The organism is Streptomyces sp. NPDC104202 (assembly GCF_055584185.1).
In genome coordinates this window covers 22,460-38,998 of the sequence record NZ_JBVJMN010000049.1, presented here as the reverse complement: position 1 = coordinate 38,998, position 16,539 = coordinate 22,460, and the positions used below count along the sequence as shown (strand labels likewise).

Genomic DNA, 16,539 nt, shown 5'->3' with positions numbered 1-16,539 from the left:
GGGCACCTATGGGACTCGAAGAGAAACTCCCGAGCGGCTTTCTTCTGACGACGGTCGAACAGGCCGCGGGCTGGGTGCGCAAGGCGTCCGTCTTCCCCGCGACCTTCGGCCTCGCCTGCTGCGCCATCGAGATGATGACCACCGGAGCCGGCCGGTACGACCTGGCCCGCTTCGGCATGGAGGTCTTCCGCGGCTCGCCGCGCCAGGCCGACCTGATGATCGTGGCCGGCCGGGTCAGCCAGAAGATGGCCCCCGTCCTGAGGCAGGTCTACGACCAGATGCCCAACCCCAAGTGGGTGATCTCCATGGGCGTCTGCGCCTCCTCGGGCGGCATGTTCAACAACTACGCGATCGTCCAGGGCGTCGACCACATCGTGCCGGTCGACATCTATCTCCCCGGCTGCCCGCCGCGCCCGGAGATGCTGCTCGACGCGATCCTCAAGCTCCACCAGAAGATCCAGAGCTCCAAGCTCGGCGTGAACGCCGAGGAGGCGGCCCGCGAGGCGGAGGAGGCGGCGCTCAAGGCGCTGCCGACCATTGAATTGAAGGGTCTGCTCCGGTGAGTGACGAGACACCCAACCCCGAGAAGGAGCTGAGCGCGCAGAACCTGCCCGGCCAGCGGGGGGACCACGGCGAGGAGGTGCGCCTCCAGCGTGGCATGTTCGGCGCGAACAACGGCGGCGACACCACCGGATACGGCGGCCTCGTCCGCTCCGTCCGGCTCCCCGGCCCGGCCGTCCGCCCCTACGGCGGCTGGTTCGACGAGGTCGCCGACGAACTCGAGGGCGCGCTGGAGGAGCAGGGGCTCCTCCCGGACAACGCCGTCGAGAAGACCGTCGTCGACCGCGACGAGCTCACCTTCCACATCGAGCGCGAGCACCTCGTCCGCGTGGCCCGCACCCTGCGCGACGACCCGGCGCTCCGCTTCGAGCTCTGTACCGGCGTCTCCGCCGTCCACTACCCGGGCGACAAGGGCCGCGAGCTGCACGCCGTCTACCACCTGCGCTCGCTCACCCACGGACGGCTGATCCGCCTGGAGGTCTCGGCCCCCGACGCCGAGCCGCACATCCCGTCGCTGGTCGCCGTCTACCCGACGAACGACTGGCACGAGCGCGAGGCGTACGACTTCTTCGGCATCGTCTTCGACGGCCACCCCGCCCTCACCCGGATCATGATGCCGGACGACTGGCAGGGCCACCCGCAGCGCAAGGACTATCCCCTCGGCGGCATCGCGGTCGAGTACAAGGGCGCCCAGATCCCGGCTCCGGACCAGCGGAGGTCGTACAGCTGATGTCCACCTCAGAAGCGTCTCCCCGCGAGACCACCGAAGGCACCGTCTACACGGTGACCGGCGGCGACTGGGACGAGGTCGTCCAGTCCGCGGCCAAGGCCGACGACGAGCGGATCGTCGTCAACATGGGCCCCCAGCACCCGTCCACCCACGGCGTGCTCCGCCTCATCCTGGAGATCGACGGCGAGACCGTCACCGAGGCCCGCTGCGGCATCGGCTACCTCCACACCGGCATCGAGAAGAACCTCGAGTACCGGACCTGGACGCAGGGCACCACCTTCGTCACGCGCATGGACTACCTCACCTCGTTCTACAACGAGACGGCGTACTGCCTCGGCGTGGAGAAGCTCCTCGGCATCACCGAGCAGATCCCGGACCGCGCCAGCGTCATCCGCGTCCTGCTCATGGAGCTCAACCGGCTCTCCTCCCACCTGGTGTGCATCGCCACCGGCGGCATGGAGCTCGGCGCCACCACGATCATGATCTACGGCTTCCGGGACCGCGAGATGATCCTGGACCTGTACGAGCTGATCACCGGCCTGCGCATGAACCACGCGTTCATCCGCCCCGGCGGCCTCGCCCAGGACCTCCCGCCCGGCGCCGTCGACGCGCTGCGCGAGTTCGTGAAGACCATGAAGAAGAACCTGCCGGAGTACGACAAGCTCGCCACCGGCAACCCCATCTTCAAGGCCCGCATGCAGGACGTCGGCTACCTCGACCTCACCGGCTGCATGGCCCTCGGCGCCACCGGACCGATCCTCCGGTCGGCCGGCCTCCCGCACGACCTGCGCAAGGCCGACCCGTACTGCGGCTACGAGGAGTACGACTTCGAGGTCCCGACCACCGACACCTGCGACTCCTACGGACGCTTCCTCGTCCGCCTGGAGGAGATGCGCCAGTCGCTCCGGATCGTCGAGCAGTGCCTCGACCGCCTGGAGCCCGGGCCCGTCATGGTCGGCGACAAGAAGATCGCCTGGCCGGCGCAGCTCGCTCTCGGCCCCGACGGCCTCGGCAACTCGCCCGACCACATCGCGAAGATCATGGGCACCTCCATGGAGGCCCTGATCCACCACTTCAAGCTGGTCACCGAGGGCTTCCGGGTCCCCGCCGGACAGGCGTACGCGGCCGTCGAGTCCCCCAAGGGCGAGCTCGGCGTGCACGTCGTCTCCGACGGCGGCACCCGCCCCTACCGGGTCCACTTCCGCGACCCGTCCTTCACCAACCTCCAGGCCATGGCCGCGATGTGCGAGGGCGGCCAGGTCGCCGACGTCATCGTCGCCGTCGCCTCCATCGACCCCGTGATGGGAGGCGTCGACCGATGACGGAGAACGTCAGCCTGGGGATGCCCCAGCTCCCCGCCCCCGCCTACCCGGCCGAGGTCCTCGCCCGTCTGACGGACGACGCCCGCGCGATCATCGACCGCTACCCGGACTCCCGCTCCGCGCTCCTGCCGATGCTGCACCTCGTGCAGTCGGAGGAGGGCCACGTGACCCGCACCGGCATGCGGTTCTGCGCCGAACTCCTCGGCCTGACCACCGCCGAGGTCACCGCCGTCGCCACCTTCTACACGATGTACCGGCGCAAGCCCTCCGGCGACTACCAGGTGGGCGTCTGCACCAACACGCTCTGCGCGGTCATGGGCGGCGACGCCATCTTCGAGGAGCTCAAGGCCCACCTCGCCGTCGGCAACGACGAGACCACCGAGGACGGCAAGATCACCCTCGAACACATCGAGTGCAACGCCGCCTGCGACTTCGCGCCCGTCGTGATGGTCAACTGGGAGTTCTTCGACAACCAGACCCCCGCCTCCGCCAAGCAGCTGGTGGACGACCTGCGGGCCGGCCGGACCGTCGAACCCACCCGCGGCGCCCCGCTCTGCACCTTCAAGGAGACCGCCCGCATCCTCGCCGGCTTCCCCGACGAGCGCCCCGGCGCCGTCGAGGCCACCGGCGGGGCGGGCCCCGCCTCCCTCGTCGGCCTGCGACTGGCCAAGGGCGAGAACCCGAAGCACCGCATCGTCCACCCGCGTGGTGAGACCTCCGGACAGGAGGGGGAGTGATGACCTTGGCCGCCGAGATCAACAACAGCAGCCCCGAGAAGCTCCTGGCGCCCGTCCTCTCGGCGTTCTGGGACCAGCCCGACTCCTGGACCCTGGAGACCTACGAGCGTCACGACGGCTACCAGGGACTCAAGCGGGCCCTCGCCATGAGCCCCGACGACCTGATCGCCTACGTCAAGGAGTCCGGCCTCCGCGGCCGCGGCGGCGCGGGCTTCCCCACCGGCATGAAGTGGCAGTTCATCCCGCAGGGCGACGGCAAGCCGCACTACCTCGTCGTCAACGCCGACGAGTCCGAGCCCGGCACCTGCAAGGACATCCCCCTCCTCTTCGCCAACCCGCACTCCCTCATCGAGGGAATGATCATCGCCTGCTACGCGATCCGCTCCGAGCACGCGTTCATCTACCTGCGCGGCGAGGTCGTCCCCGTCCTGCGCCGCCTCCACGAGGCCGTCCGCGAGGCGTACGCGGCCGGCTACCTCGGCCGGAACATCCTCGGCAGCGGACTGAACCTCGAACTCACCGTGCACGCCGGCGCCGGCGCGTACATCTGCGGCGAGGAGACCGCCCTGCTCGACTCGCTCGAAGGGCGCCGCGGCCAGCCCCGGCTGCGTCCCCCCTTCCCGGCGGTCGCCGGTCTGTACGCCTGCCCCACCGTGGTGAACAACGTCGAGTCCATCGCCTCCGTTCCCGCGATCCTCCACCGGGGCAAGGAATGGTTCACGTCGATGGGCAGCGAGAAGTCCCCCGGCTTCACGCTCTACTCGCTCAGCGGGCACGTCACCTCGCCCGGCCAGTACGAGGCCCCCCTCGGCATCACCCTGCGCCAGCTCCTCGACATGAGCGGCGGGATGCGCCCCGGCCACCGCCTCAAGTTCTGGACCCCCGGCGGCTCCTCCACCCCGATGTTCACCGACGAGCACCTCGACGTCCCCCTCGACTACGAGGGCGTCGGCGCCGCCGGCTCCATGCTCGGCACCAAGGCGCTCCAGTGCTTCGACGAGACCACCTGCGTCGTCCGCGCCGTCACCCGCTGGACCGAGTTCTACGCCCACGAGTCCTGCGGCAAGTGCACCCCCTGCCGCGAGGGCACGTACTGGCTCGTCCAGCTCCTCCGCGACATCGAGGCGGGCCGGGGCGTCATGTCGGACCTCGACAAGCTGAACGACATCGCCGACAACATCAACGGCAAGTCGTTCTGCGCCCTCGGCGACGGTGCCGCCTCCCCGATCTTCTCCTCGCTGAAGTACTTCCGCGAGGAGTACGAGCAGCACATCACCGGCCGGGCCTGCCCCTTCGACCCGGCCAAGTCGACCGCCTGGGCGGACAACCACAAGGAGGTGACCGCATGACCGTCATCGCGTCCACCCCCGGTGGCGGCGGCAGCGCGCCGGTGCCGCCCGAGGATCTCGTGACGCTGACCATCGACGGCGCCGAGATCTCCGTCCCCAAGGGGACGCTCGTCATCCGCGCCGCCGAACAGCTCGGCATCGAGATCCCGCGGTTCTGCGACCACCCGCTCCTCGACCCCGCCGGCGCCTGCCGCCAGTGCATCGTCGAGGTCGAGGGCCAGCGCAAGCCGATGGCCTCCTGCACGATCACGTGCACCGACGGCATGGTGGTGAAGTCACAGCTCACCAGCCCCGTCGCCGAGAAGGCCCAGCACGGCGTCATGGAGCTGCTGCTCGTCAACCACCCGCTGGACTGCCCGGTCTGCGACAAGGGCGGCGAGTGCCCCCTGCAGAACCAGGCCATGTCCCACGGCCAGGCCGAGTCCCGCTTCGACGGCGTCAAGCGCACCTACGAGAAGCCGGTCCCGATCTCCACCCAGGTCCTGCTCGACCGCGAGCGGTGCGTCCTGTGCGCCCGCTGCACCCGCTTCTCCAACCAGGTCGCGGGCGACCCGATGATCGAACTGATCGAACGGGGCGCGCTCCAGCAGGTCGGCACCGGCGAGGGCGACCCCTTCGAGTCGTACTTCTCCGGCAACACCATCCAGATCTGCCCGGTCGGCGCCCTCACCTCGGCCGCCTACCGCTTCCGCTCCCGCCCCTTCGACCTGGTCTCCTCGCCGTCCGTCTGCGAGCAATGCGCCGGCGGCTGCGCCACCCGCACGGACCACCGGCGCGGCAAGGTCATGCGGCGGCTCGCCGCCGACGACCCCGAGGTCAACGAGGAGTGGATCTGCGACAAGGGCCGCTTCGGCTTCCGGTACGCGCAGCAGCGCGACCGGCTCACCACCCCGCTCGTCCGTGACCCGGAGACCGGCGAACTGGAGCCGGCCTCCTGGCCCGAGGCCCTGGAGGCCGCCGCCCGTGGACTCGTCCGCGGCCGCACCGGCGTCCTCACCGGCGGCCGGCTGACCGTCGAGGACTCCTACGCGTACGCCAAGTTCGCCCGGGTCGCCCTCGACACCAACGACGTCGACTTCCGGGCCCGGGTCCACTCCGGCGAGGAGGCCGACTTCCTGGCCTCCGCCGTCGCCGGCCGCGGCCGGGACCTGGACGGCAGCGGCGTCACGTACACCTCGCTCGAAGCCGCGCCCGCCGTGCTCCTCGTCGGCCTGGAGTCCGAGGAGGAGGCCCCCGGCGTCTTCCTGCGGCTCCGCAAGGCATGGCGCAAGCACGGCCAGCGCACCTTCGCCGTCGCCCCCTTCGCGACCCGCGGCCTGGAGAAGGCGGGCGGCACCCTGCTGCCGGCCGCGCCCGGCACCGAGACCGAGTGGCTCGACGCGCTGACCTCCCGGGTCGGCCTGGAGGGCGAGGGCCCCGCCGCCGCCGAGGCCCTCCGCGAGGAGGGCGCCGTCATCGCCGTCGGCGAGCGCCTCGCGGGCGTGCCCGGCGCGCTCACCGCCGCCCTGCGCGCCGCGGCCGCCACCGGCGCCCGGCTCGTGTGGATCCCGCGCCGCTCCGGCGAACGCGGCGCCGTCGAGGCGGGCGCCCTCCCGGCGCTGCTGCCCGGCGGCCGGCCCGCGACCGACCCGCGCGCCCGGGAGGAGGTCGCCGCCGCCTGGGGCCTGCGCGAACTCCCGCACCGCTACGGCCGCGACACCGGCCAGATCCTGGAGGCCGCCGCCACCGGCGAACTGGGCGCGCTGCTCGTCGCCGGCGTCGAGGTCGCCGACCTGCCCGACCCGGTCCGCGCCCGCGAGGCCCTCGACGCCGCCTTCGTCGTCTCCCTGGAGCTGCGGCCCAGCGAGGTCACCCGGCGCGCCGACGTCGTCCTCCCGGTCGCCGCCGTCGCCGAGAAGCCCGGCACCTTCCTCAACTGGGAGGGCAGGGCCCGGCTCTTCGAGGCCGCGCTCAAGCCCGAGCAGATGACCCGGCCCCTCGCCCCGTCCGACGCCCGCGTGCTGCACATGCTCGCCGACGCGCTCGACGCCCACCTGGCCCTGCCCGACCTGCGGTCGGTGCGGCGGGAGATGGACCGGCTGGGCGGCTGGACCGAGGAGCGGGCCACCGAGCCCGCGGAGCCCGGCCAGCCGGCACCCCGGCCCGGCGACGGCGAGGCCGTCCTCGCCGGACACCGCCTCCTGCTCGACCTCGGCCGGCTCCAGGAGGGCGACACCGCGCTGGCCGGCACCCGGCACGCGGCGGTCGCCCGGCTCTCGGCCGCCACCGCCGCCGACACCGGCGTCAAGGACGGCGACGTCCTGGAGGTGACCGGCCCGGCCGGCTCCACGGCGCTGCCCCTCCAGGTCACCGAGATGCCCGACCGGGTCGTCTGGCTGCCGCTGAACTCCGTCGGCCGAGGCGTCCTCTCCGACACCGGCGCCCGCCCCGGCGACCTGGTCCGCATCGGTCCGGCGGCCCCGCGCCCCGCCGACGTCACGGAGGTGCAGGCATGAGCATGCCGCTCGCCGCAGAAGACCTGTCCATGTTCGGCACGGACCCCTGGTGGCTCGTCGCGGTCAAGGCCGTCTTCTGCTTCGCCTTCCTCATGGTGACCGTGCTCTTCTCCATCGTGTGGGAGCGCAAGGTCGTCGCGTGGATGCAGCTGCGCATCGGCCCCAACCGGCACGGCCCCTGGGGCATGCTCCAGTCCCTCGCGGACGGCATCAAGCTGATGCTCAAGGAGGACGTGATCGTCCGGAAGGCCGACAAGGTCGTCTACGTCCTCGCCCCGATCATCGCCGCGATCCCGGCCTTCATGGCGATCGCCGTGATCCCCTTCGGCCCGGCCGGCAACGAGGTCTCGATCTTCGGCCAGCGCACCACGATGCAGCTCACCGACCTGCCGATCGCGATGCTGTACGTCCTCGCGGTCGCCTCCGTCGGCATCTACGGCATCGTCCTCGCCGGCTGGTCCTCCGGCTCCACGTACCCGCTGCTCGGCGGGCTCCGCTCCTGCGCGCAGATGATCTCGTACGAGATCGCGATGGGCGCGGCCTTCGCCTCCGTCTTCCTCTACTCCGGGTCGATGTCGACGTCGGCGATCGTCGAGGCGCAGGCGGACCGCTGGTTCGTGATCCTGCTGCCGGTCTCGTTCATCATCTACATCATCACGATGGTCGGCGAGACGAACCGCGCGCCGTTCGACATGCCGGAGTCCGAGGGCGACCTCGTCGGCGGCTTCAACACCGAGTACTCCTCCATCAAGTTCGCGATGTTCATGCTCGCCGAGTACGTGAACATGGTGACGGTCTCGGCCGTGTCGGTGACCCTCTTCCTGGGCGGCTGGCGGGCCCCGTACCCCGTCTCCACCTTCTGGGAGGGCGCGAACCACGGCTGGTGGCCGATGCTCTGGTTCGTCGTCAAGGTCCAGCTGCTGCTGTTCTTCTTCATCTGGCTCCGCGGCACCCTGCCCCGCGTCCGCTACGACCAGCTGATGAAGCTCGGCTGGAAGGTCCTCATCCCGGTCTCCGTGGTCTGGCTGATGCTGGTCGCCACCGTCCGGGCGATGCGGAACGAGAACATCGCCTTCTCGAACATCGTCCTGTACGTGGCCGGTGCCGTCCTCGGACTGCTCCTGCTCTCCTTCCTCGTGGACCTCTTCCGCGACCGGAAGGCGAAGGGCGGGGAGGCGGCCCCCGCGGCCGCGGCCGCGCCCGCCTTCGACCCGATGGCCGGCGGCTTCCCCGTACCGCCCAAGCCCGGGCAGTCGCTGCCGCCCGTGCCGCGGCGCAGGCCCCGGCGGGACCGGGACCTCGTGGCCAGTGGCGCCCCCGATACCGCTACTGCGAATGACGGAAAGGAGACGGACGGTGTCTGACTTCCAGAATCCGGTGGCCGGTTTCGGCGTGACCTTCAAGGCCATGTTCAAGAAGCGGCTGACCGAGCAGTACCCGGAGCAGCCGAAGACGACGGCGCCCCGCTTCCACGGCCGGCACCAGCTCAACCGTCACCCCGACGGCCTGGAGAAGTGCGTCGGCTGCGAGCTGTGTGCCTGGGCCTGTCCGGCCGACGCCATCTACGTCGAGGGCGCGGACAACACCGAGGAGGAGCGCTACTCGCCCGGTGAGCGCTACGGCCGCGTCTACCAGATCAACTACGCCCGCTGCATCCTGTGCGGACTGTGCATCGAGGCGTGCCCCACGCGCGCGCTGACGATGACCAACGAGTTCGAACTGGCCGACTCCTCCCGCGAGAACCTGATCTACACCAAGGAGCAGCTGCTCGCGGGCCTGGAGGAGACCATGGTCGACTCCCCGCACGCGATCTTCCCCGGCATGACCGAGCAGGACTACTACCGGGGCCTGGTCACCGAGGCCGCCCCCGGCACCGTCCGGCAGGTGGCCGTCTCCCGGGGCGAGCAGGGCGAGCCCGAGGGGGCGGACGCGTGAACGCCACCCTCGCGGCCTACACGACCTCCACCGGCGAGGCCGTCCAGTTCTGGATCCTCGGGACCGTCGCCGTCCTCGGCGCGCTCGCCACGATCCTGATGAAGAAGGCCATGCACAGCGCGCTGTCGCTGGCCGGCACGATGATCGTCCTCGCGGTCTTCTACCTCGCCAACGGCGCGTACTTCCTCGGCATCGTCCAGATCGTCGTCTACACCGGCGCGATCATGATGCTCTTCCTCTTCATCGTCATGCTGGTCGGCGTCACGGCCGCGGACTCGCTGAAGGAGACCATCAAGGGGCAGCGCTGGTGGGCGGCGGCCTGCGGCCTCGGCTTCGGCATCCTGCTGATCGCCGGGATCGGCCAGGCGTCGCTGACCGAGTTCGCCGGCCTCGGCGCCGCCAACGCGGCGTACGGCGGGAACGTCGAGGGCCTCGCCGCCCTCATCTTCACCAAGTACGTCTTCGCCTTCGAGATCACCGGCGCGCTCCTGATCACCGCCGCCGTCGGCGCGATGGTGCTCACCCACCGGGAGCGCACCGAGCGGGCCCGCACCCAGCGCGAGCTCTCCGAGCAGCGCGTCCGCGACGGCAAGCACCTGCCGCCGCTGCCCGCGCCCGGCGTCTACGCCCGGCACAACGCCGTGGACGTCGCCGGTCTGCTCCCCGACGGCACGCCCGCGGAGCTCACCGTCATGCAGACCCTGCGCAAGCGGGGCCAGATCCGGGACGTGTCCTCCGAGGCGATGGCCGACCTCAAGGCCCTGGAGCAGCGCTCCTCGGAGCGGCTCGGCCGGGACCGGGACGAAGAGGAGGCCACCCGGTGAATCCCGTCAACTACCTGTACCTCGCCGCCCTGCTGTTCACCATCGGCGCGGCCGGGGTCCTGATCCGGCGCAACGCGATCGTGGTCTTCATGTGCGTCGAGCTGATGCTCAACGCCTGCAACCTCGCGTTCGTCACCTTCTCCCGCATGCACGGCAACCTCGACGGCCAGATCATCGCGTTCTTCACGATGGTCGTCGCCGCCGCGGAGGTCGTCGTCGGGCTCGCGATCATCGTGTCCGTCTTCCGTGCCCGCCACTCGGCCTCGGTCGACGACGCCAGCCTGATGAAGCTGTGAGGGGCTGACCGTGGAAAATCTCATTGCGCTGCTCATCGGCGCGCCCCTGCTCGGCGCGGCGGTCCTGCTCTGCGGCGGCCGCAGGCTCGACCGGTCCGGGCACTGGATCGGCACGCTCCTCGCGGCCGCGTCCTTCGCCGTCGGCCTGGCGCTCTTCGCCGACATGCTCGGCAGGAGCGCCGACGACCGGGCCATGCACCAGCGGCTCTACACCTGGATCCCCGTTGAGGGCTTCCAGGCGGACGTCGCCTTCCAGCTCGACCAGCTGTCGATGACGTTCGTCCTGCTGATCAGCGGCGTCGGCACGCTCATCCACGTGTACTCCATCGGCTACATGGAGCACGACGAGCGCCGCCGCCGCTTCTTCGGGTACCTCAACCTGTTCGTCGCGGCGATGCTGCTGCTGGTCCTCGCCGACAACTACCTGCTCCTGTACTTCGGCTGGGAGGGCGTCGGCCTCGCCTCGTACCTCCTGATCGGCTTCTGGCAGCACAAGCCCTCCGCGGCCACCGCGGCGAAGAAGGCGTTCCTGGTCAACCGGGTCGGCGACATCGGCCTCTCGGTCGCCATCATGATCATGTTCACCACCTTCGGCACCTTCGCCTTCGGGCCGGTCTTCGCGGAGACCGACAAGGCGGGCCAGGGCACGCTGACGGCGATCGGCCTGATGCTGCTGCTCGCCGCCTGCGGCAAGTCGGCCCAGGTGCCGCTGCAGTCCTGGCTCGGGGACGCGATGGAGGGCCCGACCCCGGTCTCGGCCCTCATCCACGCGGCCACGATGGTCACCGCGGGCGTCTACCTGATCGTCCGCTCCGCCGACGTCTTCAACGCCGCCCCCGACGCCCAGCTGGTCGTCACCGTCGTCGGCGCCGTCACGCTCCTCTTCGGTGCGATCGTCGGTTGCGCCAAGGACGACATCAAGAAGGCGCTCGCCGGCTCGACGATGTCGCAGATCGGCTACATGATCCTGGCGGCCGGACTCGGCCCCATCGGCTACGTCTTCGCCATCATGCACCTGGTCACCCACGGCTTCTTCAAGGCCGGTCTCTTCCTCGGCGCCGGTTCGGTCATGCACGGCATGAACGACGAGGTCGACATGCGGAAGTACGGCGGCCTGCGGACGTACATGCCGGTCACCTTCGCCACCTTCGGCCTCGGCTACCTCGCGATCATCGGCTTCCCCGGCCTGTCCGGCTTCTTCTCCAAGGACAAGATCATCGAGGCTGCCTTCGCCAAGGGCGGCACCGAGGGCTGGATCCTCGGCTCGGTCACCCTGCTGGGCGCGGCCATCACCGCGTACTACATGACCCGCGTGATGCTGATGACCTTCTTCGGCGAGAAGCGCTGGCAGCCCGACGCCGAGGGCCACCCGCCGCACCCGCACGAGTCGCCGAAGTCGATGACGGTCCCGATGGTCCTGCTGGCCTTCGGCTCGGTCTTCGCGGGCGCCTTCTTCGGGATCGGCGACCGGTTCGTCGCCTGGCTGGAGCCGGTGACCAGCTTCGAGCACGGCCACCCGCCGATCGGCGCCGGGGTCATCACCACCGCCACCGTCACCGTCATGGTGATCGGCGTCGGCATCGCCTACCTCCAGTACGGCCGCCGGCCCGTCCCCGTGGTCGCCCCCCGCGGCTCGCTGCTCACCCGGGCCGCGCGCCGCGACCTCCTCCAGGACGACTTCAACCACGCCGTGTTCGTCACGGGCGGCACGCACCTCACCCGCTCGCTCGTGTACGTCGACCACACCCTGGTCGACGGCGTGGTCAACGGCACCGCGGCCTCCGTCGGCGGACTCTCCGGCCGGCTGCGCAAGCTCCAGAACGGCTACGCCCGCACCTACGCGGTCTCCATGTTCGGAGGTACTGCGGTGCTGATCGCCGCGACCCTGCTGATGAGGGCGGTGTAACCACCATGTCATTCCCGCTCCTTACGGCGACGGCAGCGGTTCCGGCGGTCGGTGCGATCCTCACCGCCGCCGTGCCCGCCGCCCGCCGCACCGCCGCCAAGTGGCTGGCGCTGCTGGTCTCGCTCGCCACGCTGGTCCTCGCCGGTGTCGTCTTCGCCCGGTTCGAGCCGGGCGGCGAGCGGTACCAGCTCACGGAGTCGCACGCCTGGATCAAGGACTTCGGGGTGCGCTACGAGCTGGGGGTGGACGGCATCGGCGTGGCGCTCATCGCGCTCACCGCGCTGCTGATCCCCTTCGTCATCCTGGCCGGCTGGCACGACGCCGACCCCCTGGAGACGACGTCCTCGCGCTGGCGGCCGACCCAGGGCTTCTTCGCCCTGATCCTCATGGTCGAGGCGATGGTGATCCTCTCCTTCGAGGCCACCGACGTCTTCCTCTTCTACATCCTCTTCGAAGCCATGCTCATCCCGATGTACTTCCTCATCGGCGGCTTCGGCGACCGCGCCCACACGGGCTCCGACGAGAACGCGGCGGCCCAGCGCTCCTACGCGGCGGTCAAGTTCCTGCTCTACAACCTGGTCGGCGGACTCATCATGCTGGCCGCCGTCATCGGGCTCTACGTGGTCGCGGGGAACTTCTCGCTCACGGAGATCGCCGAGGCGCGGGCCAACGGCTCGCTGGAGATGGCGACCAGCACCGAGCGGTGGCTCTTCCTCGGCTTCTTCTTCGCCTTCGCGGTGAAGGCGCCGCTGTGGCCGCTGCACACCTGGCTGCCGAACGCGATGGGGGAGGCGACCGCCCCGGTCGCCGTCCTCATCACCGCCGTCGTCGACAAGGTCGGCACGTTCGCGATGCTCCGCTTCTGCCTCGGTCTCTTCCCCGAGGCGAGCAAGTGGGCGACCCCCGCGATCATCGTGCTCGCCCTCGTCAGCATCGTCTACGGCGCCCTGGTCGCCGTCGGCCAGCGGGACATCAAGCGCCTGGTGGCCTACGCGTCGATCTCGCACTTCGGCTTCATCATCCTGGGCATCTTCGCGATGACCACCCAGGGCCAGTCCGGTGCCACGCTCTACATGGTCAACCACGGCATCTCGACGGCCGCCCTGATGCTCGTCGCCGGCTTCCTGATCTCCCGGCGCGGCTCGCGGCTCATCGCCGACTACGGCGGTGTGCAGAAGGTCGCCCCGGTGCTCGCCGGCACCTTCCTGATCGGCGGCCTGGCAACCCTGTCGCTGCCCGGACTCGCCCCGTTCGTCAGCGAGTTCCTGGTCCTGGTCGGGACGTACGTCCGGTACCCGGTGGCCGGCGTCATCGCCACCACGGGCATCGTCCTCGCCGCGCTGTACACCCTCGTCCTGTACCAGCGGACGATGACCGGGCCCGTGAAGGAGGAGGTCCGGACCCTCCCGGACCTGCGGCCGCGCGAGCTGGCGGTGGTCGTCCCGCTGATCGCCGTCCTGATCTTCCTCGGGGTCTTCCCGAAGCCCCTGACGGACGTCGTGAACCCGGCGGTCCAGCACACCATGTCCGACGTCCAGCAGAAGGACCCGCAGCCCGAAGTGGAGGCCGCCAAGTGAGTTCCCTGGCTGTCCACAGCTTGTGGACGACGGCCGCCGAGCCGATCGCCAAGATCCCGGCGCCCCACATCGAGTACACGCAGCTCTCGCCCGTGCTCATCGTGATCGGCGCCGCGATCCTCAGCGTCCTCGTCGAGGCGTTCGTGCCCCGCAGGGGCCGCTACCTCGGCCAGGTCTTCCTGTCCGTCCTCGCCCTCGCCGCCGCCTTCGCCGCCGTCGTCGGCCTGGCGGCCGGCGGCTACGGCTCGACCAAGGCCCACATCGCGGCGATGGGCGCCATCGCCGTCGACGGACCCGCCCTCTTCCTCCAGGGCACCATCCTCCTCGCGTCGATCGTCGCGGTCTTCACCTTCGCCGAGCGCAGGCTCGACCCGGCCGACCACGGCCACAAGGTCGACTCCTTCGCCGCCGAGGCCGCCGCCGTCCCCGGCAGCGACCAGGAGAAGGCGGCCGTGAAGGCCGGCTTCACCACCACGGAGGTCTTCCCGCTCGCGCTGTTCGCGATCGCCGGCATGCTGGTCTTCCCGGCCGCCAACGACCTCCTGACGCTCTTCGTCGCCCTGGAGGTCTTCTCCCTCCCGCTGTACCTGCTCTGCGCCGTCGCCCGCCGCAAGCGGCTGATGTCGCAGGAGGCGGCCGTCAAGTACTTCCTGCTCGGCGCCTTCTCCTCGGCCTTCCTGCTCTTCGGGATCGCCCTGCTCTACGGCTACGCGGGCTCCGTCTCGTACGCCACCATCGCCGACGTCGTCGACGGCACGATCGCCTCCGTCGACCCGGCGCTCGCCGACACCATGGGCAACGACGCGCTGCTCCTCATCGGCTTCGCCATGGTCCTGACGGGACTCCTCTTCAAGGTCGGCGCCGTGCCGTTCCACATGTGGACCCCGGACGTCTACCAGGGCGCCCCGACGCCGGTCACCGGCTTCATGGCCGCCGCGACCAAGGTCGCCGCCTTCGGCGCGCTGCTCCGCCTGCTGTACGTGGTGCTGCCGGGCCTCACCTGGGACTGGCGGCCGGTCATGTGGGGCGTCGCGATCGTCACCATGCTGGGCGGTGCGATCGTCGCCATCACCCAGACCGACATCAAGCGGCTCCTGGCGTACTCGTCGATCGCGCACGCGGGCTTCCTGCTCGCCGGTGTCATCGCGGCCACGCCGAGCGGGATCTCCTCCGTCCTCTTCTACCTGGGCGCCTACTCCTTCGTGACGATCGGCGCCTTCGCCGTCGTCACCCTGGTCAGGGACGCGGGCGGCGAGGCCACCCACCTCTCCAAGTGGGCGGGGATCGGGCGCCGTTCGCCGCTGGTCGCGGCGGTGTTCGCGGTCTTCCTGCTCGCCTTCGCCGGCATTCCGCTGACCTCCGGGTTCTCCGGCAAGTTCGCGGTCTTCTCGGCGGCGGCGGAGGGCGGCGCGGGCGCGCTCGTCGTGGTCGGCGTGATCTCCTCGGCGATCGCCGCGTTCTTCTACATCCGGGTGATCGTGCTGATGTTCTTCAGCGAGCCGAAGGCGGACGGCCCCACGGTCGCCGTGCCGTCGGCGCTGACGACGCTCACCATCGCGACGGGCGTGGTGGTCACGCTGGCGCTCGGCTTCGCGCCGCAGTACTTCCTGGACCTGGCCGGCCAGGCGAGCGTGTTCGTCCGGTAGCCGTCCCGTACGCGCGGAGGGGCCCGGCTCACGGCGAGCCGGGCCCCTCCGGCGTGTCCGGGCCCGGACCCCACGGGCCGTCCCTCCCGCGGCGGGCCGCCGCACGCGGGGGTGACCCGCGGGAGGTGCCCGTGCCATCGTGGGAGCCGCCCCGAATGGTCTGTACCAGTCGTCGAGAGGGAAGCGGCGCGATGAGCGACACCACCGCCTTACCGAGGACCCCGTGTGCCGCCCCCCGGGCCGGCGACCCTCCCATGCACCGCCTGGAGGTCCGGCTGCCCGACCGGGTGCCCTTCGCCGCCGGGACCTTCGACACCATCGGCCCCATGTCCAGGGCCGCCTTCCCGCACCGGCACACCTTCCACGAGATCGTCCACGTCACCTCCGGCACCGGAACCCACGTCCTCGACCTCGCCCGCTGGCCGCTCCGCCCGCCCCACCTCGGGCTGATCCTGCCCGGCCGGCTCCACCACTGGGAGGACGCCCGCGGCCTCGACGGCACGGTCGTCCTCTTCACCGAGGACTTCCTCCTCGACCACCCCGGCGACCGCGACCTCCTGCACCGCCTCGGCGACCACCCCTGGCTCACCCTCGACGGGCCCACGCACGCCAGGACCGCCCGTCTGATGGCCGAACTCGTCGAGGAGTACCGCCACGGCGCCGACGGCTTCGCGACCGTGCTGCGCAGCCTGCTGCACGTCCTGCTGGTCCGCACCGCGCGGCTGCCGGGGCCGGAGGCCGCCGGGCCCCCGCCGGGCCGGCCCGGTGCCGTCGCGGAGGAGTTCGCCCGGCTGGCCGCCCGTACCGGCGCGGAGGGCCGGACCGTACGGGAGTGCGCGGAGCTGATCGGCGTCACCCCCGGCTACCTCGCCGAGGCCGTCCGCACCGCCACCGGCCGCACCCCCGGCGACCTGCTGCGCGCGGCCCGCACCGCCGAGGCTCAACGGCTGCTCGTCGGGACCACTTTGTCGATCCGTCAGGTCGCGGCCCGGGTCGGCTTCGACGACCCCGCGTACTTCTGCCGCTTCTTCCGCCGCGAGACCGGACGCAGCCCGGGGAACTTCCGAAAACACCACGACCGCCGCACTCCGTCCCTCGAAGACGACGGCCCCCGCGCCTAGGTTCGTGCCGATCCCCCAGCCCCCCACCTCCGAGGAGCAG

14 protein-coding genes are annotated in these 16,539 nt (G+C 70.9%); all 14 read left to right on the top strand.

The window, feature by feature from the left end:
- Nucleotides 1-8 precede the first annotated feature (8 nt).
- The 14 genes from ACZ60W_RS27110 to ACZ60W_RS27045 all read left to right on the top strand — a co-directional run bounded on the left by ACZ60W_RS27110 (nt 9) and on the right by ACZ60W_RS27045 (nt 16,499).
- On the top strand, nt 9-563 hold the full coding sequence (locus ACZ60W_RS27110; protein WP_030318842.1) for a NuoB/complex I 20 kDa subunit family protein: 555 nt from the start codon (nt 9-11) through the stop codon (nt 561-563).
- On the top strand, nt 560-1,291 hold the full coding sequence (locus ACZ60W_RS27105; protein WP_469757990.1) for an NADH-quinone oxidoreductase subunit C: 732 nt from the start codon (nt 560-562) through the stop codon (nt 1,289-1,291). The genes ACZ60W_RS27110 and ACZ60W_RS27105 overlap by 4 nt, the downstream gene beginning before the upstream one ends.
- On the top strand, nt 1,291-2,613 hold the full coding sequence (locus ACZ60W_RS27100; RefSeq protein WP_469757989.1) for an NADH-quinone oxidoreductase subunit D: 1,323 nt from the start codon (nt 1,291-1,293) through the stop codon (nt 2,611-2,613). Before ACZ60W_RS27105 ends, ACZ60W_RS27100 begins: the two co-directional genes overlap by 1 nt.
- A complete protein-coding gene (gene nuoE / locus ACZ60W_RS27095; protein WP_469757988.1) occupies nt 2,610-3,350 on the top strand; it encodes an NADH-quinone oxidoreductase subunit NuoE in 741 nt (246 codons plus the stop codon). The genes ACZ60W_RS27100 and nuoE overlap by 4 nt, the downstream gene beginning before the upstream one ends.
- Nucleotides 3,350-4,699 carry an NADH-quinone oxidoreductase subunit NuoF gene (gene nuoF, locus ACZ60W_RS27090; RefSeq protein WP_469757987.1) on the top strand — a complete coding sequence of 450 codons (1,350 nt, stop codon included), beginning with the start codon at nt 3,350-3,352 and terminating at the stop codon, nt 4,697-4,699. Before nuoE ends, nuoF begins: the two co-directional genes overlap by 1 nt.
- The gene (locus tag ACZ60W_RS27085; RefSeq protein WP_469757986.1) at nt 4,696-7,194 is read left to right on the top strand and encodes an NADH-quinone oxidoreductase subunit G; all 2,499 of its coding nucleotides are present in this window, start codon (nt 4,696-4,698) and stop codon (nt 7,192-7,194) included. The genes nuoF and ACZ60W_RS27085 overlap by 4 nt, the downstream gene beginning before the upstream one ends.
- Nucleotides 7,191-8,558, top strand: a complete 1,368-nt coding sequence (gene nuoH, locus ACZ60W_RS27080; protein WP_469757985.1) for an NADH-quinone oxidoreductase subunit NuoH — start codon at nt 7,191-7,193, stop codon at nt 8,556-8,558. Before ACZ60W_RS27085 ends, nuoH begins: the two co-directional genes overlap by 4 nt.
- Nucleotides 8,530-9,129 (top strand): NADH-quinone oxidoreductase subunit NuoI, encoded by a 600-nt coding sequence (gene nuoI, locus ACZ60W_RS27075; RefSeq protein ID WP_469757984.1) that lies wholly within the window; start codon nt 8,530-8,532, stop codon nt 9,127-9,129. Before nuoH ends, nuoI begins: the two co-directional genes overlap by 29 nt.
- Entirely contained in the window at nt 9,126-9,953 is an 828-nt protein-coding gene (locus ACZ60W_RS27070) for an NADH-quinone oxidoreductase subunit J (protein ID WP_469757983.1), read from the top strand. Before nuoI ends, ACZ60W_RS27070 begins: the two co-directional genes overlap by 4 nt.
- Complete coding sequence (nuoK, locus tag ACZ60W_RS27065) at nt 9,950-10,249, top strand: NADH-quinone oxidoreductase subunit NuoK (RefSeq protein WP_017239464.1); 300 nt, start codon at nt 9,950-9,952, stop codon at nt 10,247-10,249. Before ACZ60W_RS27070 ends, nuoK begins: the two co-directional genes overlap by 4 nt.
- A gap of 10 nt (nt 10,250-10,259) precedes the next feature.
- Nucleotides 10,260-12,155 carry an NADH-quinone oxidoreductase subunit L gene (nuoL, locus tag ACZ60W_RS27060; protein WP_469757982.1) on the top strand — a complete coding sequence of 632 codons (1,896 nt, stop codon included), beginning with the start codon at nt 10,260-10,262 and terminating at the stop codon, nt 12,153-12,155.
- 5 nt (nt 12,156-12,160) lie between these two features.
- A complete protein-coding gene (locus ACZ60W_RS27055; RefSeq protein ID WP_469757981.1) occupies nt 12,161-13,732 on the top strand; it encodes an NADH-quinone oxidoreductase subunit M in 1,572 nt (523 codons plus the stop codon).
- Nucleotides 13,729-15,378, top strand: coding sequence for an NADH-quinone oxidoreductase subunit NuoN (gene nuoN, locus ACZ60W_RS27050; RefSeq protein ID WP_469757980.1), 1,650 nt, complete (start codon nt 13,729-13,731; stop codon nt 15,376-15,378). The genes ACZ60W_RS27055 and nuoN overlap by 4 nt, the downstream gene beginning before the upstream one ends.
- 191 nt (nt 15,379-15,569) lie before the next feature.
- Nucleotides 15,570-16,499, top strand: coding sequence for a helix-turn-helix domain-containing protein (locus ACZ60W_RS27045; protein ID WP_469757979.1), 930 nt, complete (start codon nt 15,570-15,572; stop codon nt 16,497-16,499).
- The last annotated feature ends 40 nt before the right edge of the window (nt 16,500-16,539 follow it).

Coding starts and splice junctions, on each gene's coding strand:
- ACZ60W_RS27085 (WP_469757986.1), top strand. CDS start 4,696: ATGACCGTCATCGCGTCCACCCCCGGTGGCGGCGGCAGCGCGCCGGTG.
- nuoE (WP_469757988.1), top strand. CDS start 2,610: ATGACGGAGAACGTCAGCCTGGGGATGCCCCAGCTCCCCGCCCCCGCC.
- nuoH (WP_469757985.1), top strand. CDS start 7,191: ATGAGCATGCCGCTCGCCGCAGAAGACCTGTCCATGTTCGGCACGGAC.
- ACZ60W_RS27110 (WP_030318842.1), top strand. CDS start 9: ATGGGACTCGAAGAGAAACTCCCGAGCGGCTTTCTTCTGACGACGGTC.
- nuoF (WP_469757987.1), top strand. CDS start 3,350: ATGACCTTGGCCGCCGAGATCAACAACAGCAGCCCCGAGAAGCTCCTG.
- nuoI (WP_469757984.1), top strand. CDS start 8,530: ATGACGGAAAGGAGACGGACGGTGTCTGACTTCCAGAATCCGGTGGCC.
- ACZ60W_RS27055 (WP_469757981.1), top strand. CDS start 12,161: ATGTCATTCCCGCTCCTTACGGCGACGGCAGCGGTTCCGGCGGTCGGT.
- ACZ60W_RS27045 (WP_469757979.1), top strand. CDS start 15,570: ATGAGCGACACCACCGCCTTACCGAGGACCCCGTGTGCCGCCCCCCGG.
- ACZ60W_RS27100 (WP_469757989.1), top strand. CDS start 1,291: ATGTCCACCTCAGAAGCGTCTCCCCGCGAGACCACCGAAGGCACCGTC.